This window comes from Deltaproteobacteria bacterium GWC2_55_46 (genome assembly GCA_001595385.3).
GTDB lineage: Bacteria > Desulfobacterota > GWC2-55-46 > GWC2-55-46 > GWC2-55-46 > UBA5799.
In genome coordinates this window covers 223057-243057 of the sequence record LVEI03000001.1, presented here as the reverse complement: position 1 = coordinate 243057, position 20001 = coordinate 223057, and the positions used below count along the sequence as shown (strand labels likewise).

At 54.6% G+C, this 20001-nt stretch carries 18 protein-coding genes; 3 read left to right on the top strand and 15 right to left on the bottom strand.

From position 1 onward, the window contains the following. Positions 1-57: 57 nt before the first annotated feature. The 14 genes from A2V21_301155 to A2V21_301090 all read right to left on the bottom strand — a co-directional run bounded on the left by A2V21_301155 (position 58) and on the right by A2V21_301090 (position 15257). The gene (locus tag A2V21_301155) at positions 58-837 is read right to left on the bottom strand and encodes a 3'(2'),5'-bisphosphate nucleotidase (protein OIJ72986.1); all 780 of its coding nucleotides are present in this window, start codon (positions 835-837) and stop codon (positions 58-60) included. Then, positions 830-1984, bottom strand: coding sequence for a hypothetical protein (locus A2V21_301150; protein ID OIJ72985.1), 1155 nt, complete (start codon positions 1982-1984; stop codon positions 830-832). The genes A2V21_301155 and A2V21_301150 overlap by 8 nt, the downstream gene beginning before the upstream one ends. Further along, positions 1981-3132, bottom strand: coding sequence for a hypothetical protein (locus A2V21_301145; GenBank protein ID OIJ72984.1), 1152 nt, complete (start codon positions 3130-3132; stop codon positions 1981-1983). The genes A2V21_301150 and A2V21_301145 overlap by 4 nt, the downstream gene beginning before the upstream one ends. Next, positions 3133-4125, bottom strand: coding sequence for a hypothetical protein (locus A2V21_301140; GenBank protein OIJ72983.1), 993 nt, complete (start codon positions 4123-4125; stop codon positions 3133-3135). Continuing rightward, positions 4122-5606, bottom strand: a complete 1485-nt coding sequence (locus A2V21_301135; protein ID OIJ72982.1) for a hypothetical protein — start codon at positions 5604-5606, stop codon at positions 4122-4124. The genes A2V21_301140 and A2V21_301135 overlap by 4 nt, the downstream gene beginning before the upstream one ends. Before the next feature lie 4 nt (positions 5607-5610). After that, positions 5611-6999, bottom strand: coding sequence for a hypothetical protein (locus A2V21_301130; GenBank protein ID OIJ72981.1), 1389 nt, complete (start codon positions 6997-6999; stop codon positions 5611-5613). Between the two features lie 13 nt (positions 7000-7012). After that, a complete protein-coding gene (locus A2V21_301125) occupies positions 7013-7855 on the bottom strand; it encodes a hypothetical protein (protein OIJ72980.1) in 843 nt (280 codons plus the stop codon). A 7-nt stretch (positions 7856-7862) separates the two neighbouring features. Next, the gene (locus tag A2V21_301120) at positions 7863-8555 is read right to left on the bottom strand and encodes a hypothetical protein (protein ID OIJ72979.1); all 693 of its coding nucleotides are present in this window, start codon (positions 8553-8555) and stop codon (positions 7863-7865) included. 43 nt (positions 8556-8598) lie between these two features. Then, the gene (locus tag A2V21_301115; GenBank protein ID OIJ72978.1) at positions 8599-9354 is read right to left on the bottom strand and encodes a hypothetical protein; all 756 of its coding nucleotides are present in this window, start codon (positions 9352-9354) and stop codon (positions 8599-8601) included. Next, positions 9348-10649, bottom strand: coding sequence for a hypothetical protein (locus A2V21_301110; protein OIJ72977.1), 1302 nt, complete (start codon positions 10647-10649; stop codon positions 9348-9350). The genes A2V21_301115 and A2V21_301110 overlap by 7 nt, the downstream gene beginning before the upstream one ends. 40 nt (positions 10650-10689) lie before the next feature. Next, complete coding sequence (locus A2V21_301105; GenBank protein ID OIJ72976.1) at positions 10690-11823, bottom strand: hypothetical protein; 1134 nt, start codon at positions 11821-11823, stop codon at positions 10690-10692. Between the two features lie 477 nt (positions 11824-12300). Then, positions 12301-12555, bottom strand: a complete 255-nt coding sequence (locus A2V21_301100; GenBank protein OIJ72975.1) for a hypothetical protein — start codon at positions 12553-12555, stop codon at positions 12301-12303. A 359-nt stretch (positions 12556-12914) separates the two neighbouring features. After that, on the bottom strand, positions 12915-13766 hold the full coding sequence (locus A2V21_301095) for a hypothetical protein (GenBank protein ID OIJ72974.1): 852 nt from the start codon (positions 13764-13766) through the stop codon (positions 12915-12917). A 93-nt stretch (positions 13767-13859) separates the two neighbouring features. Then, the gene (locus tag A2V21_301090) at positions 13860-15257 is read right to left on the bottom strand and encodes a hypothetical protein (protein OIJ72973.1); all 1398 of its coding nucleotides are present in this window, start codon (positions 15255-15257) and stop codon (positions 13860-13862) included. A 384-nt stretch (positions 15258-15641) separates the two neighbouring features. On the opposite strand from A2V21_301090, the gene A2V21_301085 reads away from it, so the two are divergent. The 3 genes from A2V21_301085 to A2V21_301075 are packed head-to-tail and all read left to right on the top strand — an operon-like array spanning position 15642 to position 19599. Further along, positions 15642-16583 (top strand): hypothetical protein, encoded by a 942-nt coding sequence (locus A2V21_301085; GenBank protein OIJ72972.1) that lies wholly within the window; start codon positions 15642-15644, stop codon positions 16581-16583. Positions 16584-16585: 2 nt separating this feature from the next. Next, positions 16586-17611, top strand: coding sequence for a hypothetical protein (locus A2V21_301080; protein ID OIJ72971.1), 1026 nt, complete (start codon positions 16586-16588; stop codon positions 17609-17611). Further along, on the top strand, positions 17611-19599 hold the full coding sequence (locus A2V21_301075) for a hypothetical protein (protein OIJ72970.1): 1989 nt from the start codon (positions 17611-17613) through the stop codon (positions 19597-19599). Before A2V21_301080 ends, A2V21_301075 begins: the two co-directional genes overlap by 1 nt. Here the strand turns inward: A2V21_301075 and A2V21_301070 are convergent. Further along, entirely contained in the window at positions 19574-19990 is a 417-nt protein-coding gene (locus A2V21_301070; protein ID OIJ72969.1) for a hypothetical protein, read from the bottom strand. The two genes, A2V21_301075 and A2V21_301070, sit on opposite strands and share 26 nt — an antisense overlap. Positions 19991-20001 lie beyond the last annotated feature (11 nt).

The following is a 20001-nucleotide window of genomic DNA, read 5'->3' as shown; positions in this document are numbered from 1 at the left end:
GTACGGGTTCCGATAACAAGGTTATAAATAACATAACCAAAAAAAAAGTCAAGGGCATTATTTCGCCTGCCCGCGTGATTTTACGGGCACTCCTGCAGCGGCTACTATGAACCCTGGGTTCTTGAGATTCTCTTTATTGTAAGTCAGTTCTCCAGAGTCAGGAAGAGTGACTACAGCCCCGGCTTCCGAGGCTATAGCGTGTCCCGCGGCTGTGTCCCATTCCCATGTCTCGCCGAACCTCGGATAGAGGTCGGCCGAGCCTTCAGCCACAAGGCAGAACTTAAGAGAGCTTCCTGCCTCAACACTGCTCGCCACACTGTAGCCCTTGAGGAACTCCTCAATTTCGGCTGAAGGATGGGACCTGCTTACCACCGCCCTTATCCCATGCCCTGGCGGAAGTTCGGATACGATTGGGCGCGCCTGTAGTCCATCCACTTCCTTGAAAGCCCCCGTACCCTTTCCCGCGTAGTACAATAGCCCCTTTGCTGGCGCGTATATTACGCCCAGTACAGGCAGGTCTCCCTCTATAAGGGCTATATTGACCGTGAACTCGCCATTCCTCTTTATGAACTCCTTTGTGCCGTCAAGCGGATCAACGAGCCAGAAGCGGGCGTAATCCTTCCTTACGCTGTAATCGACAAGGGCTCCCTCTTCGGATATGACCGGTATCTCCGGGGCCAGCTCTTTAAGCCCTTTCTCTATGACCCTGTGCGATCTCCTGTCGGCAAGCGTAAGGGGTGAACGGTCGTCCTTGTACTCGACAGATATCTCGCCGGAGTAGACCTCCATTATCTCTGCGCCTGCTTTTTTGGCTATCCCGATTATCTTCTCAATCATTTTTAATCCTTCCGTTTGAGCCTTTATTTTTCAGAAGCCCCCTGAAGAGCCCCTCATAGTCTGTTGCCACCTTATCCCAGCTGTAGCTCATTTTTATCCTCTCGCGCGCCATCTCCCCGTATCCCTGGAGCGCGCCGCTCTTATCGTTATAAAGGGCCCACGACATCTTATCAGCAAGGCTTTTTGCGTCTTTGCTGAAATAGAGGCCGCAATCGCCGAGAACGTCCCTGCTGAAGCTTACGTCTATCGCCAGGGTGAAACAGCCGTTCGCCATCGCCTGCAAAAGGGCCGGATTGGTGCCGCCGACCTCGTTGCCGTGGACATAGGCGAAGCAGTTGCACCATATCTCGTCAAGGAGCTCCTTTTCATAGATAGCGCCGGGAAGGATTATATTACTGTTCCCTTCGGCTTCACTTAATATCTTTCTCGCGTAATCGCCTGGGTACCTGCTTGCGCCCACTATGACGAGCTTCTTGTCTGTTCTGAGCCTTTTGTACGCCTGTATCGTAAGAAGCGGGTTGTTCTCAGGCTCAAAGCGCGTTACCTGCAGGAAGTACCCTCCCCTTTCAATACCGAACTGCCTTATCCTATCCGGCTCCCTGCTCTCGCCAGGATAAGCCCCGTAAGCTATAAAACAGCTCTCGGCGCCATAGGTCTTTCTATAATATTCCTGTATGCCCCTTGAATCGGCCACCACCCTGTCGGCGAATTTTGTCGAGAGCCACTCTGAGAACTTATAGTACCGTTTGGCGGCATTACCCCACTTGCCGCGCTTCCACTCAAGGCCGTCGGTATTGATCGCCGTCTTCCTGCGCATGAGCCTGGGAAGGATAAGCGTGGGGCTGTTGGCGGCGTTAAAGACCATCAGAACGTCGAAGGGGCGCACAAGCGCGTGGAGCATCGAAAGGGACGTATGCGAAAGTGTGTCGAGGCTCTTGTACTTAAGGTTGGGAAGATAGACAAGGCTCATACCAAGGTAGACTGGCGGTTGCTCTTTATAATATCCCTTGCGGCAGTATACCGTGACCTCGTGCCCCATCCGAACGAGCCTCTGGCCAAGCTCTTCGACGCAGGTCTCAAACCCGCCGTAATTCGCCGGCACGCCGCGCGTGCCTATCATGGCTATCTTCATCGAGGCCTGCTTCAATCGAGGATGCCCCTGTACGCCTCAGCCGTCCTCTCGCCTATACGAGCCCAGCTGAAGCCGTCGGTAGCCTTGCGCAGTCCTGCCGAGGCTACTCTTTTCAATGCGTCCTTATCTGATAAGGCTTCGATAACACGCCTTGCAAGGTCCTCAGGCTCTTCGCTTCTGAAGGTAAACCCGTCAACGCCATCATCTATTATTTCTGTCATGCCGGGCAGGTCTGAGGCGACTACAGCCTTGCCGTAGCTTAAGGCCATGAGGAGCACTCCGCTCTGATATATCTTCCTGTATGGAAGCACGACAATGTCGGCGGCGCTGAAGTAGTATGGGGCCATCTCATCAGGTATATACCTTATATGCGCGGCTACATTGTCCTTGAGGCCATGAGCCTCTATGGCCGAGCCGTAGACCGAGAAGTCGTCTTTCCAGACCTTGCCGGCTATGACGAGCTTTAATCCGGGAAAGCGCTTCACCACCTGAGGCAGGGCTGATATAAGGATATCCAGCCCCTTTACCTTTTTTATCTGCCCCCAGAAAAGAAGCACAGGCCCGGCAGCGTCAAGGCCGATCTTTTTGAAGGCCTCTTCCCTCGAAACTGGTTTCACAAAATCCATATAATTCCCATGCGGTATGACCTTGGCCCTGGAGAGCGCTGACGGGATAATGGCTGCAAGCGCTTCCAGGCTTATCCTGTTATGCACTATGAGCAGGTCCGCTCCGCCGAACACCCTTTTAGCCAAACGCTTTGAGGAGCCTTTTGAGAAGCTCTCAACGTCATGGACCGTAATAACGGTTTTAAGGCCGTAGAGCCTTGCGAGCGTTATCATTGCAAGCTCAAGGGCCGTGGTGTGAAAAAAATGGAAATGAGCTATCCGGCAGCCCCGTTTGCGGGCGTCACGGAGCGATAAGACGAACCCCCTTAAATATTTTAATCCCCTGCCGAGCTTTCCTCCGTTCCCCCAGATACCGCGGAATAAAAGCCTGGTCTCAAACGGACGCGCCCTGTCTATGACGGTCGAATCACAGGTATAGAGAACGGGCTTCACGCCGGCGGAGGCAAGCCCCTTACAAAGTCCGTAGTCGTAATAGTTCATCCCGCCGTGGCCGCCGACAGGCTCGATTATCGCTGAAATGAGAGGCGCCTCTGCCATCTAATATCCTGCTCTCGCGAGAGTATCCATGAATGCCGGAAGCACCGCCCGGTGCAGATCGAAGCGCTTGTATGTGGGGTTGGGCTTAAGGACGGCGCGGGCGTATGAAAGAAACTTGTCGTCGCTTTCAAGCTCGCAAAACCTGAGAAGCCCGTCGAGTGCCTCTTCTGGCCTGTTACAGAGGTCCTCGTACTTGAAGATGTGTATCGAATCGGGCGACCTCTCCTTCTCCTCAAGGCCGGCCCTCATCGTAACGACCCACTCGACCGCGGCCATCTGGGTGTGGTCATTTAAGGCAGAGATTTCATCAAAAGACTTCGAGAGGTCAGGGTCAGCGGCGACCAGTTCTTTTACCATAAGGTCCCACTTCCGGTTGTCCTTCCCCCACCAGTCGTGCAGTTCCGGCCCTGATTCCACGCCGTGCTTTTTAGACCAGTTCTCTATCGACGAGCAGGTATCCCATCCGTTCCTAATGAGGAATATGAATTTGGCGTCAGGGAAGATGGATTGTACAAACGGGACCCTGAAGACAAGCTCAGGGTACTTGTCAACCAGCCTCCGCGAGGCGGTCGCCGCCAGGTACGCGCCGAAGATCCTGTGCGCCGCCTTCTTTAAATCATGTGTAGCAACGGCGGCGTCGAGCCTGTAAGATGCCTTCATGCCGGTATAGTTGCCGATCACGTCCTCATAGGGATATAGCGTATGCCAGATGGCCTTGGGCTCGTTCAGGAAGCCTATATCCCTGTGCATTGAAAGAAGCGTTCCAAGTATGGTGCTGCCGCTCCTGCCGGAGCCGATTATGAATATCGGCTTTACTACCTTCCTCATCTGCGGGAGCTTCTTTTCCATGGCAAGGAGACTGAAGACCAGCGGGTTTATCCAGCGCCCCTTTGTGGTAAGCGGCCTCCCCTCGAAAAGGGCGTAGCTTACAAGCCTTGAGAACAGCTTTGCGGGCCTGGTCTTTATATAGAGAGGGGTAAGCTGAGCTATCATATGACTTTACCTTTCAGGGTTTCCTTGGCGCGCTCATGGTCGAGCGCGCCCTTTACTGCCCCGCAGAAAATAAGCGACAGTCCTGACGAGATAGGCGCAATCGCGGAGTTCGCGAGTATGGATGTAAAAAAAATGCCTGACGAGATCGTGAACGCGAGAAGCGGCATCGCCCAGCTTTCAGTGGTACGCCTGCACAGGCGGTACGCCCTCAGAAAATACGCCGAGATGAGCGTAAAAAAGAGCGTATATAATAGCACCCCGGGGAGTCCCATCTGGAAGGCAAGCGAGCCTATGTAGCTCTCCGAGACCTTTACATCGACCTTCCCGTAGAGCACCGCCATCTGACCTGAGGTGCCGAGACCGTTGCCAAGCGGCGAGTCAAAGAGCGCGCCTACACCCTTCTCGAGCCCGGCCATGTGGCGTATCGCCGACCCGCTCTGGGGGTCAAAGATGGCAAGCTCGGCGAGAAGGGCAAGGACAAGAGGCGCGGCTATCAAAAGCGCCACGACCGGCCTTCTCGCGAAGATAAGCACAAGGAGACCGCCTATCAGGATGACCTGCCCGCCCCTGCCGAGCGTCAGCGCAAGGGCTGAGCCAAGGAAGAAAAGGAGCACAAGGCGCACTGGGACAGCCACGCGTGAACGCCCTGCAATGGAGCGCATATATATCAGGGCGAGCACCGGCAAGGCCAGGAACCTTGAAAGCGAGGTGGCGTCACCTATTGGACCGACCATGCGCCTTACGGGGGTGTTTCCCAGGTATGTGAACCAGTTTAGCGGCAGGTCGTTTATGACTATCGAGCCGAACTGGCTGGTATCCATCTTCGATTCGAGGTAATCGACGGCCCCTATATACTTCCATGAGAGGCCGTCAAAGAGGAACCTTTCCACAAAACCGAACGCCGCCACAAAAAAAGCGACTGCGACGGTCGTCCGGAGCATCCATGTTATGTCGTCCCTTGAGAAGAGCGTGAGCCTTCCTATCAGGTAAAAAGATACTACCATGAGACCTTCCTTGAAAGAGGCTATCCTTGGCGCGACACCAGCCGGTGACTTCATGAAATAGATGGCATAGGCCGCTATAAAGGCCAGTGCGGCGATGTCTGCATAGCCCCATCTGACCTTTCTGGAGTTCTTTAAAAAAAGGACCGAGAGGAATATCGTCGCGTAGACTTCCTTTGTCGCCACGATGAGCTTTATGCCGGTGCTCCCGAGGGCATCGGAGAAAGGCATGGAGAAAAAAGGCTGCCACGGAAGGAGCAGCATGAGGAAGACCAGGGCCGCCCTGGGGTTGAACCATCCAAGCGAGGCGGCGAGGAACGCTGTGACAAGGAGGTGGACCACTACGAGTGTGCCAGCGCCGTCTATCCCGGCAAAGGCGCTACAAAGCGCCGGGGCGAGCCCGGCCGCGAGGAGAACGGATACGAAGATTACGTAATTGAGCCTTCTGATTAAAACTGCCGACTGGATGCCTGTGTACAAAATCCTACCTGCCAAACGAGATGACCGCTACGGAATAACCCGGAAGCTCGACGGTCTTGCCTTCAACGTTCTTTGTCTGAGGGGTCACGCTCTCAACCCTCAGGTCGCGCAGCTCTTTCGAAAAGGCATACGAATAACCGTTGCTCGCCATGATCGAATCGGCGCTTATATACTCCATGGAAAGGCCGGTTGACGCCCCAGGGACTTCGACAAAGGATGGCTCGGCGCCAGAGTTGACCGCGAATATCGAAACGCTGCCGTCGGCGGCGACAAAATATTGGCCGGAAAAATTCTCGGAGCCCGCGCCAGTGAATACGGCGGCCCTGGTCTCAACGCCTGACTTAAGCGCAAAGAGGGCCATCTTATAGGCGTAAAATGGGACCCTGCGCATAAAACCTTCCTCAACAGGCTGAATGAGCTCAAAGGGCGGCGCGTTCAGGTTCCAGTATGCCGCCATGTCGATATTATCCGTCCTCATGAGCTTTATGAACGTCCTGGACCACCATAACGCGTGGGCCATGCTATCCTCGATATCGAAACCGATGTAGAGAAGCCCCCACTCCGTGACCCATAACCTCTTGCCGGGGAAGATGCAGGCGAAGTTTGGCTTATTGCCGGGATCAGAGTCCTTGAGCATGAGAGAATAAGCCTGGTCAGGGTCTGGCTGGACCCCCCTGGAGATCATATCCTCCCTCGTGGCGCGGTCAGGGCCGAAGTATTTATGAGCCACTATGTTCTTGAAAAAATCCTGTTCCAGGAGAGCGCTGTTCCATGGGCTCACATACCTGTTCCTTGGGTCGGCCGTGACGCCGAACTGAGCGAGAGGGAAGACACTCAGTATCTGCTCGGCATGGGCCCTGGCAGCCGCGAGATATGCTTGAGCATCCTGGAACCTGTCCGAGTAGTCCGCGGCGTATGCCTCGTTGCCCATCTCCCAGAAATCGACTTGATACCCCTTTGCCTTGAAATATTCCGCGAGCCTGCCGGTCTTTTCAGGCGTGTCCTGATATATGTTCACTATGTAAGAGGCCTTTGCGCCGTATCTCGCCGACAGCTCGAAGAACTTATCTACCCCGTAGCCTGACCGTTCACGCGCAGCGTTTATCTTCGCGCCGGAATAGTTACCGGTCTCCCAATCGAAGTACATGGCGTGGGTTCCTGCCGGGAAACGCAGTACCGCCGGTGAATACCCGGCGACCTCGTTCTCTTCAGGAAGCCCTGTCCACTGGTCCTTATAAGTAAGTACAATAGAGGCCCCGCCCAGATCCCTTTTTATAAGCGCACCGGGCGTCTCAACCGGGGCAACGCTTATCGGCCCAACAGCTGAATCAGGGGCAGAGTAGACCAGGATCAGCAGAAGGGGCAGAAGCAGGAGGACGGCAAGGCCCCTCATCTTTCGCTCCCCTTCATCTTCCCCTCCCCATGAAATCCGGCATTCTAATGCTCATTTTAACGAACTCACGCTCTTTTTCGTTAAGTACCTTCTCGAACGGGCTCGCGAGCTTCTGGATAGTCATGGCGTTATTCATCTTCCATGGCTCTTCCGGCCTTACAATGCTCCCGTACGAACCGGCTGTATCCATCATCTCATCAGTATAGTCTATCCCTAAAAATGAGCATATCTCCCTGGCCACAACGGCCGGTTCTTCAACGATGGCGCTGTAGAGCACCAGAAGATGTCCAGGCTTACCCAGGAATCGCGAGGTTATCGATACGTCCATGTTCCATCTTTCAACGCACTGCCGGAGGGTGAAGCCCTTGCGGGCGCGCTTCCTGTTCCATCTGGAAGGGTTATCGTTAGACGCCTTGTAAAGCGAGGCGGCTACATCCCTGCCATCCCTGACTATATGGATAAAAGAGGCCCTTGGGACCCTCTGCCCTATCTCGTCTATGAAATGGAGATGCCTGGGGGTCTTCTCGACCCATACGTCTTTTCCAGCGTCGCGCGTGAGCCTGTCCATTACCTTTACGAACGGAAGCTCGTACCTTCTATCGAAAAGGCCGATATTCGCGATAGGGCGAAGCTCGGTGCGTCCAATCTCCTTCAGAAAGCCGTCAAGCACACCCCTCAGGTTGAGCGCAGGCCAGGTAATAAAACGCTTAAACCTGTTCCTGGGGTAGGCCATCGAGAAAAAATGCGTCTCAGGAAAAGAGAGCACCCTTGGATGGGACGCGAGCATGCCCTGGAGCAGTGTGGTTCCGCTCCTGGGACAGCCCACTATGAAGACCCTTTTCATATCGAGGCGCATCTGTGCGTTATCCGTTTCGCCTTATTAGATAGAGCTTCCGGCCTATGGCATGGGCCCTGTTGAGGTCTGCGAAGACGGCATAGTCCCTGCGCTCCCTCAGGAAATCGTCGGCCGCAGCGGTGACCTCCGGCCAGTCGGGGTGCCTGTAGTCGTCGATGACGATTATGCCGCCCGATACGACATGGTCTGCCGTGGCCTTAAGGTCAGAGAGGCATTCATTATATGTATGCCCGCCGTCTATATGGACGAACCTGAAGCGTTCTCCCGGAGAAAGAGAGAGCCTTGAGCTGTCGCCTTTTATTATCTCGATTGTCTCCGCGTCAAGCCCCGGGTTGACGGCAAGTATGTTGGCGAGGACCTTCTCCGGGGTCGGGCAATCGCCGTAGACCCCCTTGTCGCCACCCTCGAAGATATCGCATACAAAGAGCCTTTCGCCCTTTTCGAGGAAACCGGCGATAACAGCCGTAGAGCGGCCGTGAAAACACCCGATTTCAAGTATATCTCCATTTATTCCCATTGCACGCTGAAGGCCCAGGCAAAGTGAAAAATGAGAGCAATCGTCAAAAGTGAACCAGCCGGGCATTGAGCGTATCTTCGTGAAAGAGACGGCAGCAGGCGAATATACGGCCTTCTCCGGAAGCGGGAGGTCGTCTCTGCCCGACAACATCTTTTTCAGGTTCTTTAATACTGCTTTCATCATCCCCCCATTGGAAGAGTGGTTTTTCCTGAACGGCTCAACTCACTTAAGCGTTCTTTGTGGCTATTATCAACTGGTTCGGAGAAAGCCAGCCAGGCAATACCTTGTATATCATCGACGATCTAAGGCTTTTTATCTCATTGTAATGATAATAGCCGCTCTGTATGGCTGTAAGGCCGACAAGGGCAAGCAGACCGCGCACCTCCTTGGCCGAATAGAGGCGGATGTGCCCCCTGTGGCCGATCGTCCTGAGCTTATCCCACTCCTTTACCGCGTCTGTTATCCCCTCGCCGCTTAAGAATCTCCTGAATGTCCTAAGTGAGTACAGATTGTCGGTATAAAGAAGGAGCTTGCCGCCGGGGCTAAGCACCCTCGCAAGCTCAGAGAGGGCGCTGAGCGGGTCTATGTACATATGTTCGAGGACCTCGGAGAAGATTATAGTTTTGAAAGACGAGTCGGCGAATGGCAGCCGCTCCGCTTCAATGTCGCGCTTTACGACATCGAGGGAGAATCTATCCATGATCTGCCTGGCCCTTTCCGGGTGGGGGTCGACGCCAATGACGTCATATCCCGACAATTTCAAAAGGACGGTGAAATGGCATGGGACAGAACCGACCTCGAGCACCCTGCCGTCCTCGGCTGACCGGTCGACATCGTCGAGGCATATGCCGTACCTGTCACGATGAAGGGCGAAATAGTCCTTTTCCCAGGCCGAGACCTCCGCGCTGGAAGCGAGGAAATCCTCGATCTTCGAGCAGGCCTCCTTTTTGACCTTCTCTCTTCTTCCGCGGACGCTCAGCATATCCTTAACATGCGTATACCCAGGATCTTTGACACAGAGTTGACAAGAAAGAGGTTCATTACGACAAGGCTCCCGGATGTGGCAAGCGCTGCCCCTGTTGGGCCCCACACAGGGACAAGCGCGAGGTTAAGCGATATATTAGCCACGCCTCCGAAAAGAACATCCCTGCCCGTCCTGCTCTCGTTGCCGGTCATCATGAGCAGGGCCCCGACAGGGCCGATGACGACGTTGATAAACTGCCCGATGGACAAGATGGCGAGCTCTACGCCGCCCTTCGTGAAATCGGGGCCAAAAAGCCCCATCACCTCTTCAGAAAAGAAAGTAAAGGCCACAAGGGCCGGCAGCGCCAGGAAAGCCGAGAGCCTGGCAGCCCTCCATGCGGTAGAGGCGAGCGCATTGATATTACCACTGCTGTGAAGCTCAGCGAACCTGGGGGCCGCAACGCTGTTTATGGCTACCAGTATAAAAGATATAAGCATCGCCATGCGCTGGGCTGCGCCGAAGATACCGACATCCGCCTTTGAGCCCCATATGCCGAGGGCGAAGATAGAAGACCATTGCATGACCAGCCCGAGCAAGGCCACTCCGAAAAGGGGCAGGCTGCTTTTGAACAGCGTTAGCGTATCAAACCTGCCCTGGAGCCCCCTCAGCATAGGTGTTGAGGCCTTCCATAAAAAAATGGCGAGAGCGGCTGTCAGCGCCGTCGCTATTAAATAACTAAGAGCAGCGCCTCTGACGCCCCAGACCTTGACCAGCGGGTACAGAAGCGCCAGGGAGAAGCCTACCACGCCTATCCCCTGGATCATCACGGACAGGCTTACCCGTTTCAGGCCCTTGAGCATTTCCGCGAAAAGGTTGAGCAGCGCGAACGGAAGCACGGAGGCGGCCATAAGCCTTATGATCCCTGTAAGCGCTGGATTTGAAAAGACCTTTTCCGCAAGATACGGGGCGAGGAGGAACAAGAGAACGCTCGCCGCCGTTGAGGCGAGCAGGCAATGGATGACGGCCTTGCGGCAGATGCCTTTAACAGAGGCCCACTCCTCCCTGGCCGCCCCGGTTGCCACAAAGCGCAAAAGGGAGTTGTCGAGGCCGACCCTGGCAAGGACGGATGCCACGGTCGAGAGGGCCAGGGCAAGGAAATAAAGACCGGCGCCCTCGGCGCCGAGCATCCTTGAAAGGGTGACGTTGAACCCGAACGCGAGCGCCGCCCCTGCCACCTTGAGGACAAAGGCGACAGAGGCGCCGCTTACGAGCTCTTTCATATGGGAATCAAATTTTCTGAAGACAGAAAACATGGCGCGATCTACCTGACAGGATTGAAGTGGAGTGAAACGGCTATCGTTGTCTGATGCCGGTTATGATGTAGTCCTTGAACTCTACGGCAAAGGCAAGGAATATGGCGATAAAAAAGGCGGAGGCTGTCGAGAGGATCACTATCACGGCCTTCTGCGGCTTCGATTCTTTCTCCGGGGCCTTGGCCACATCAAGCACCTGGACCGTGGGGCTGTCCTGCGCCTCCTGGATCCTCGCCATCTCGTACTGTGTGTTGAGCACCTCGAAGACGGTCTGCTGGGCCTTGGCGTCCCTTATAAGCCTCGCGTACCTGACGCTCAGGTCAGGGAACTGCGCGGCAGGTATCAGCATATCGCCGCTTCGGCCGTGCTCAAGCTCGCCGAGTTTTTTTCTGAGCTCTTCTATCTCTACCTTAAGGACCTGCGCCTTCGGGTTCTCCGCCGTGGCATAGGAGAGCAGCATCTCAAGGGCGACCTCCCTGGCCATGAGCGTGCCTTTGAGGGTGCCGTATGAATCTATCATGGCCTTCGACTGGTCATCGAGCTTGAGGGCCTTGTTGGCCTTCTGGAACGCCGTTATCTCATCCTCGGCCGCGGTAAGCGAGGCATTGGTCTCATTGAGCCTTCCCTCGATAAACGCCCTCATACGGCCGCCTGAGGTCATCGTGGAGGCCATATTTATCCGATCAAGGGCCTCCACAAAGGCATTGGCCATCTCCGCAGCCCTCTGTGGGACCCTGTCCTCTACTGTTATGGAGATTATCTCCTCCTTCGACTTCTCGATAGTAACGCGCTTGCCCAGGGCCTTCCTCGTCTCCTCGATGGTATCGGTGTCATATACATCGCGAAGCTTGAATCTGTCTATAACGGCGTCCTTGACGGTGGCGCTTCCGAGTATGCCGACCCATACATCAGACGGCGAGCTTATGCCAAGGAACGCCCCGGCCAGGACGCCTACGCTCGAATCGCCGGGAATGCCAGAAAGGGCGCTTGCAGATTGAGGCGGGAGTATGGATGTCCTTGATGAATATGTCTTTGGGACGAGGAGGCTTATGATCACGGACAGGACAAAGGCGGCAAGCGTAACAAGTATTATCTGCCTGCGCCGCCTGTTGAGTATGTCGATAAAGATGCCTATATTGAGATCATGAGGCTGATGTTCCTGCGCGCTGCCCATCTATGCTGCTATTCCCCGGAGAAATTTAAAACAAACTCAAGGAGGTCTGTACATATTTAAAATGTGAATTATTTTATTTAAACGGGATGGGAAAGTCAATCGATTAGATGGCTGAAAACAAAGGAAAGCGACTATTCGCAGCCGGATTCCGCGTCAAGGGTCCCGGTATCGACGACCGGGTCGTACTGTTCACTTATAGCAGGGTCGAGTGATGACAACGATGAAGGGTCAGAAACTCCGGAAGAGGCGCCACCCCCGCCGCAGCCGGACGGGAGCAGGAGCGCTAAACTTAGGAAAAACACGGCAACCCACGCATTCTCTTGCGCGCCACATGCTGATTTCATACAAGAAAGTCTAACAACGCTCACGCGGGGCGCAATACGTCAACGGTATGAATTACCGGTATTTGGTATTAAGACAGACGATTGAATACAGGTGTATGAGGGAGAATATTGAAAATGAGGGTTTTAGATCGACTCAAAATGTTTTTTCAAGCCTGAGCCATGCCGCAGGGCCGCTTGAAGACCTGCCCGGATCTTTTATTTTTTCAAAACCGGCTGATACCAGGATATCGAGCGAGCCTGCCTTTTTTCTAAGGTCAGCTCCGGCCCAGTCCCGTCTTGCGCTGGAAGTATGTACGTCAATCCACTCCCTGTCTGCCTCGAAGCCAACAACAGAGTTGCCGGCGTGATACCGCACCTTGACGAAGATGTCCTGAGAATCACCGCCCATGTGGTGGCCGATAAACCTGCCTTCATGTGTATAGCCGGCAGTGTACAATGTATGCGTATACCACTTGAGGGTACTAAGCCCGTGCCTTGCGGTATTGGCCCATTCGACCCTTAGATCGACGTTATCTATCCTGAATGGCTCGTCTACCAGCGCGCCGTAGATACTCGCCCTGTTCGAAGGGGTTTTTGTCTGGCCGGAAGAGTCCTCAGCGCCCCATTCGGTATAGAGCTTTATCGCCCTGAAAGGGATAAGACGGCAATCTTCGTTAATGAAAAGATATGAGGCGTCAATAGAGGCGAGCTGGTTGCCGTTTATTGGAGAGTTCGTGTGCTCGGCGCTGTCAGAGGCGGTGAGAACCTTTATCCAGTCCGGGAACCCCTGCCCTCGCCGCCGAACATAAAGACCCTGCTCAAGGCAAACCTGAACCTCGGGGTCGGCTTGAAGTCCAGCCTCATGCCGAGCAGGTTGGCGTTTGGGAAATCCCTGTTTTCCTCAAGCCTTGCCAGGAAGAAGGTCGGCTTAAAGAGGCCAAGCGGGCTTAATATCCATGGGAGAGGCGCTGGATGGGTAGTAGTCGCCCTGACGAGGTCAAGGGGGGCGGCGTTGTTGGAGATCAACAGCGCGCCATGGGCCCCCGGCCCCCACCACATCGCTTCCCTCCCCGCTACAATCTCAACTGGGCCAAGCTCAAACTCAGCATACCCTTCTACCAATTCTCCGGTTGCAGTACCTTCACCTGCCCTTAGCTCCGGATTAAGATATAGGGAGATGCCTCCGACATTCCCCTCCAGCCTTGCTCCGAGCCTCGCGTTAAAGCCTGCGCCAGGCCCGTCACCATTATTATTAACGCCTGAGAACTCAGGAGCGTTCTCAGAATAGAGCGCCTTGGCGTACACGCTCGAATTAAAATGCCTGCCGGATTCCGTGTCGAATCGGTTTTCAAGCCTTTTCAAGAGCATGGGGACTGAAGATGATGGCGCGCTTCTGGTATGACGAGGAAGTCCGGTCCGGGCCTCTCTCAACAGCCTTCTCATCTCACGGCGGCTGATGGGCTTGGTCGACAGGATGGCGCTCGGCAGGAGGCCCTTAAGCTCAAGGTATTCGAGATCGTCGTACGCTTCGGTCCCGACAGGCAGACCTGCGTATGACGAGAGCGCGGAGAGGACAAACGCGGAAAGGAGAACCGAGCAGAAAAGAAAACACTTAAGCAACAACTGTCAAGACCTGCCTTTACACGCGGGATCCCTTTTTATAAAGTCTTTAAATTTGAATGTCAAAGGATAAAAGGAGATGTTGTTGAATCCTTAGACGCCTGTCCCCCTGAAAACCGTCGGGATGGTCTTGAATATTATCAATATATCCTGTCCGAGCGACCAGTTGTCGATATACTCAAGGTCGAGCCTCATCCATTCATCGAATTCTATATTGTTCCTGCCGTTTATCTGCCAGAAGCATGTTATTCCAGGCCTGACCGAAAGCCTGCGCCTTTGCCAGTCATCGTATCTGTCTACTTCCTCAGGCAGCGGCGGCCTTGGGCCTACCATCGACATATCACCCTTGAGGACGTTTATGAGCTGCGGCAGCTCATCGAGGCTGTACTTCCTCAGAAGCCTCCCGGCCCTTGTGACCCTCGGATCGTTCTTGAGCTTGAAGACCGGCCCGGAGACCTCGTTCATGTGCGCAAGCGCGGACTTTAACTCCTCGGCTTCCACGACCATGGTCCTGAACTTCAAGAGATTAAAACGCCTGCCGTTCATCCCGCACCTTACCTGCTTAAAAAAGACAGGGCCTGGCGAGGTGAGCTTTATCGCGACAATGGAAGCGAGGAAAAAAGGAGAGCTCAGGACGAGCATGAAAAATGAAAAGGCGATATCGAAGACCCTTTTCAGTACAAAGGCCTCTTCCAGCTTCGGATATGGGTTAAACGCCAGCAATGGCCACCCGTGGAGTTCCTCTATGGTGGTCTTCGCTATTTTATGGGGGTAGAAATCAGCGGCGACGCTGGCCTTGATGCCGACCCTTTCGCAGAAGAGCACCTGTTTTTCGATCCTCTCGATCCAGCTCCTCGGCACAACGAATACGACCTCGTCGACCTGGTTGGCGGTGACGATCTCCTCGAAGGCGCTCAATGGGCCTATCGCCCCCCGTGAGCAGAATGCCGGCCTGTCATCCTGGTCGACGAAGCCGAGAACCCTTATCCCCCATTCCTTGTGCTCCTCTACCGATTTAACGAAGGCCTCGGCCCTCTTTCCGGAGCCCACTATCAGGACGGACCTGTAGTTATATCCCTTTTTCCTGATGTAATGGGTCATAAGGAAAAAGACGGTCTTCAAAATCGACAGCGCGATAAAGTTGACCGCAACGAAAAAACCGATAAGGCCGCGGCTTACGGACGGGACCTTGAAGATAAAGATCGCCGCCATGAGGATCAAGCCGCCGGCAAAGACCGTCTTTACGACAGGCGTGAGGGCCTGGGCAAGGGTCTTGACCCTTATAGACCTGTAAGAGCCGTTGTAGACGAGCAGGAACCACCAGACCGGGATAACAACGTACATCAAAAAGAGGTACTCGGAGATGGGCTTGAGATGGACGGGAAGGAGGCGGTCCCTTAGCTCATACGCTATTAAAAAAGAGAGCGCCGTAAAAGCCAGGTCGCCAGAGAGCTGTATTCTTCTAATGAACTTGTTGTTTTGCCTGAGCATTCCTTAAGCCTGTCGATGAGCAACGAGTCGAGTTGATAAACGCTATCTGGATGGTTTCAGCGCAAAACAATAATAACAGCCAGTAAACAATGCTATGAAGCAGAAGATATTATATCCAATTTTTGTGATTAATACAATGGCGCCGCGGTTGCTTTGCGGCATTGTTTGTAAGTCAAAAGCACAGTGGAGCGCTTTTCTCTTTAAAGAAAGCTTCAGGAGAAACTATCATAAAATAATAATTCTATTTTTGCTTGTCAACGTTAATATTATACGATTCACTATTCGTGAGCGGCAAACAATTATCGCCCTTCCTTGACCATCATCGCGCAAGACTTTCTTTAGCATGGTATTTTAATCGAAAAAACCGTAAAATAATAAACGGTCATGGATGTAAAAGACGCTTACAAAAAGATAGCGGCTCTGAGGACCAACCTCGGGAAGGTAATAAGGGGCAAGGCCGATATAATCGACCTTGCAATCACCGCTTTGCTGGCCAAAGGCCATCTGCTCATCGAGGACGTCCCGGGCGTCGGCAAGACCACACTCGCGCACAGCCTGGCCAGGAGCATAAACTGCTCTTTCCAGAGGATACAGTTCACAAGCGACCTGCTGCCTTCTGACGTCATCGGCACGACAGTCTACAACCAGGCGGGGCACAGCTTCGAGTTCAGGCAGGGGCCGATATTCGCGAACATAGTCCTTGCCGACGAGATAAACAGGGCAACCCCCAAGACCCAGAGCGCGCTCCTTGAGGCGATGAACGACAGGCAGGTCTCTGTCGACAAGACCACCTGGCCTCTGCCAGCCCCGTTTATGCTCCTTGCCACCCAGAACCCGCTTGAGTTCTCCGGCACATTCCCTCTGCCGGAATCCCAGCTCGACAGGTTCATGATGTGCATAAAGATTGGCTACCCCGACGAGGAGTACGAAAGGATCGTGATAAGGTCGTCCGGGGCCAATGATATGGGCTCCCTTGTCCCTGTTCTCACTACGGTCGATGTGGAAGGGCTTCAGCGTCTCGCCTCTCAAGTCCGCATGGACGAGGACCTGGTGACCTATATACTTTCGATAGCCAATGCCACGAGAAAGCATAAAGCCATAAGGCTCGGCGTGAGCCCAAGGGCGACCATGGCGATGTACAGGGCCGCTCAGGCGAAGGCGCTTGTCTCAGGCAGGGATTACTGCATACCAGATGACATAAAGGGCTTAAGCCCGCATCTGTTTGCCCACAGGATAATAACCGCCGAGCGCGGTCTCGAGGCCGGGGTAGATGCCGGACTTTCCCTTACCGAAGAAATACTCGGGACCTTGAGGGCACCCATCTAAAGATGAGCTTCACCGCCATAAGAGCTCCGCTGCCCTGGCTGGCCATGGCAGCCGGAAGGCTCCTTGCCGGGCGCAGGGGAGGCAGGCATTTATTCAGGCTGCCGAGGTCCCTTTCGATCACGAGGGACGGCAAGTGGTTCATCGGCATACTCCTCCTCATCGGCGTAGCTGCGATAAATACCGGCAATAACCTCCTCTACCTCATCGTGGCCACCCTCCTCTCCCTCATCATCGTATCCGGCGTAATGTCAGAGGCAACTCTCCGGGGGCTAAGGGCCGCGAGGGTCATGCCGCAGCTCGCTTTCAAGGGCGCCCCTGCCCCGGCACGGCTCAGTATTACGAACACGAAAAAGCTCCTCCCCTCGTTTTCCTTCAAGGTAACGGAAGCCGGCCAAGAGGCACTTCCAGCCTACTTTTTAAAGCTCCGGGCAGGCGAGACCGCGCACAAACATATCGAATACACCTTTCAAAGAAGAGGTATCGCGAGGCTGGAGCGCTTGAGGATAACTACAAGGTTCCCCTTCGGACTCTTCCTCAAAGGCCGGGATGAGCATATAGGGGACGAGCTATTGGTATTACCTTCGATAGACCCGAAGCTCGCGATGAAGGCTGAAGTGGCCCTGTCTCAGGGTTTGGCAGGGTCCCCAAAAAAAGGGCATGGCACTGAATTCCACGGCCTGAGGGATTATACCCTTGAGGACGACGCGCGCCATATACACTGGCGCTCAGCCGCCAGAGGAGAGCGCCTCCTTCTTAAGGAATTCGAATCCGAGTCAGATCGTAAAATAACGATTGAGTTCGACAACTACCAGGGAGGAAACGAAGAGTTCGAGCTTCTCGTTGACAGGGCGGCGGCTACCGCGGCGCTCTATTTGGAAAAGGGCTGGTCCGTGGGCCTCAAGACCCTCTCCGGGCGCCTCATTCCGGCCATTGGCCGGGAGCAGCTCCTTCTCATACTGAGGGAGCTTGCGGTAGTATGCCCGGCTCCAGGAAGCGGCCCCCCTTCGGTCCGCGTACAGGGGCTCTGATGACCTTTCACATACTCTCCGTCACTTACATAATCACGTTCCTTGGGCTTTGGGCCGTAAGCCTGGTCGAGGCTATAGGTCCCGTATTCCCGGCCTTCTCCGGCGCGCTCGCCATCCTGAGCCTCTTTTACAATCTCAAAACAAGGAAGAATCTACCGGCTGGCGCGTGGAACGTTGCCGCCATGATCGTTTTTTTTCTCTTCATAGCGGACTTTCTCGCAGTCTCAAGGGAGCTTATAGTTTCAGGCACGCGTTTCCTGACTATATTGCTCGTCATGAAGCTGTTTGACCTTAAGGTAACGCGAGACTACCTCATAGTATTCGGCCTCGCCTTCTTCCAGGTGCTCGCCGCCGCCTCTTCGAGCACAAGCCCGGTATTCTTCCTTATACTTTCCCTTTACGTCGTCTTCTCCATCTGGGCGATGATAGTCTTCAACATGAAAAAAGATATCCAGGAGGCTCAAGGCAAAGAGAGCGCGGTAACGGGCGTTTTCGGGCTTCCTTTCTTCTTATCCGTCGTAGCGCTCTCGGCGGCTTGCCTTCTGATGACTATCGTCATCTTCTTTACGATCCCCAGGATGGGCGTCGGCATATTCGAACGGAAGACGGCCAACACCTTACGGGTGTCCGGCTTCTCAGAAAAGATGGACCTTGGCGCGATAGGCCCGGTGAAGCTCGATTCTACGGTCGTAATGCGCGTTGAGACACCCGCTGGCAAGCCTTCGGCGCAGCTCTATTTCCGGGGCGCAACGCTTGATATCTATGACGGCGCAGGCTGGACGCGGCATGAGGGGACAAAGCCGGGCCTCAAGACAGGGGCCGGGGTCTTCCACATCTCGGCGCCGGGAAAATACACGGTCGAACAGAAGATACTCCTTGAGCCTCTCGACATCGAGGTCATCTTCGCGGCTTCAAGCGCCTTCAAGCTGACAGGCCGCTTCCATAATCTCTGGGTCGACCCGGCAGGCACGATGAGACTGCCCTCTCCACCTTTCTCAAGGATAGAGTACAGGGCGTGGTCAGACGTATCCGGCATAAGGGATGAAGGAGAACCGGATGGACATTATCTTGACGCCTCCTATCTCGATACAAACCCGGAGGCCGCCAGGATAAGGACGCTTGCCGCCTCGATAATAAAACACGGGGCCACCGACCTTGAGAAGGCGCGCGCCATAGAAGATCATCTGCGCTCCAATTACAGATACACGCTTTCTCCCGCCTACCGTCAGGGACGCGGCCCGCTCGAGGATTTTCTATTCTACGCCAAAGAGGGCTACTGCGAGCACTATTCTACCGCGATGGTGATGATGCTCCGCTCTATCGGGGTCCCGGCCCGCATAGTGACCGGCTTTCTCGAAGGCGAATGGAACGAGCTCGGCGGATATTTCATAGTGCGCCAGCAGGACGCGCACAGCTGGGTGGAGGCCTACGTCACCGGGCTGGGCTGGATGAGGTTCGACCCCACACCTCCTTCTACCCTGGCTTACAGGCCGTCTGTAGTAACTCTCTACATGGACCTCCTTCGCCTCAGATGGAACAGGTACATAATCCAGTACTCCTTTTCAGACCAGATGAGGATCGCCTGGTCGGTAGAGAAGAACACGGCAAGCTTGCTCGATTTTTTAAAGGGGGCAGCAGACGCGAGAAATAAAACAGGTTTAAATGGCGCGCTCCCTGTCCTCGTAGCCGGCGCGGCCTTTATCGGGCTTTGCGTACTCGCCTTGAGGCTCATGCGCCGCAAAGAGAACCGTTCCAGGACCCCGGCGTTCTATCGCGAGATGCTTGAGATTTTAGCAAAAAGGGGGATAGTAAAGAGGGAGGAAGAGACGGCTCTCGAGTTCGCGGCCCGCATTAACGACCCGGATGTGACGGCTATAACCGAGACATATCATCTGGAACGGTATGGCAACGTGAAGACGGATGGGGATACGCTTGTTATGGTAAAAGAATCGCTTGAAAAGGTCAGGACTGTGCGGGGCCTCCGTTAGAGCGCGGGCCGTCCCCGGAGATGCTCGAGCTTATCGCGTCCAAGAGCTTTTTCATCTCGATCGGCTTGGCCACATAGCCGTCAAAGCCCTTGCTCAGAAGCTTGTCCTCCTCGCCCCTCTGAGCCGAGGCGGTGAGCGCGAGCACCGGTATAGAGCTGTTCCTCTCGTCTGACTTGATGATCCTGGTAGCTGTCACGCCGTCCATCCCGGGCAGGTGCAGGTCCATGAGTATCACGTCAGGTCGGTCGGTGGTCAGCACCTTAAGGGCCTCGGTGCCGGTCTCCGCCTCGATTATCTCGTACCCGTGGAGGGTAAGTATCTCCTTTACGAGGACCTTGTTCATGTGATTGTCCTCGACAAGCAGGATGATCTTTTTCTTGCCTTCATGCATGGAAACCACCC

Coding starts and splice junctions, on each gene's coding strand:
- A2V21_301155 (OIJ72986.1), bottom strand. CDS start 837: ATGATTGAGAAGATAATCGGGATAGCCAAAAAAGCAGGCGCAGAGATA.
- A2V21_301145 (OIJ72984.1), bottom strand. CDS start 3,132: ATGGCAGAGGCGCCTCTCATTTCAGCGATAATCGAGCCTGTCGGCGGC.
- A2V21_301140 (OIJ72983.1), bottom strand. CDS start 4,125: ATGATAGCTCAGCTTACCCCTCTCTATATAAAGACCAGGCCCGCAAAG.
- A2V21_301130 (OIJ72981.1), bottom strand. CDS start 6,999: ATGAGGGGCCTTGCCGTCCTCCTGCTTCTGCCCCTTCTGCTGATCCTG.
- A2V21_301125 (OIJ72980.1), bottom strand. CDS start 7,855: ATGCGCCTCGATATGAAAAGGGTCTTCATAGTGGGCTGTCCCAGGAGC.
- A2V21_301120 (OIJ72979.1), bottom strand. CDS start 8,555: ATGATGAAAGCAGTATTAAAGAACCTGAAAAAGATGTTGTCGGGCAGA.
- A2V21_301115 (OIJ72978.1), bottom strand. CDS start 9,354: ATGCTGAGCGTCCGCGGAAGAAGAGAGAAGGTCAAAAAGGAGGCCTGC.
- A2V21_301110 (OIJ72977.1), bottom strand. CDS start 10,649: ATGTTTTCTGTCTTCAGAAAATTTGATTCCCATATGAAAGAGCTCGTA.
- A2V21_301105 (OIJ72976.1), bottom strand. CDS start 11,823: ATGGGCAGCGCGCAGGAACATCAGCCTCATGATCTCAATATAGGCATC.
- A2V21_301100 (OIJ72975.1), bottom strand. CDS start 12,555: ATGGGCGGTGATTCTCAGGACATCTTCGTCAAGGTGCGGTATCACGCC.
- A2V21_301090 (OIJ72973.1), bottom strand. CDS start 15,257: ATGCTCAGGCAAAACAACAAGTTCATTAGAAGAATACAGCTCTCTGGC.
- A2V21_301085 (OIJ72972.1), top strand. CDS start 15,642: ATGGATGTAAAAGACGCTTACAAAAAGATAGCGGCTCTGAGGACCAAC.
- A2V21_301080 (OIJ72971.1), top strand. CDS start 16,586: ATGAGCTTCACCGCCATAAGAGCTCCGCTGCCCTGGCTGGCCATGGCA.
- A2V21_301075 (OIJ72970.1), top strand. CDS start 17,611: ATGACCTTTCACATACTCTCCGTCACTTACATAATCACGTTCCTTGGG.
- A2V21_301070 (OIJ72969.1), bottom strand. CDS start 19,990: ATGCATGAAGGCAAGAAAAAGATCATCCTGCTTGTCGAGGACAATCAC.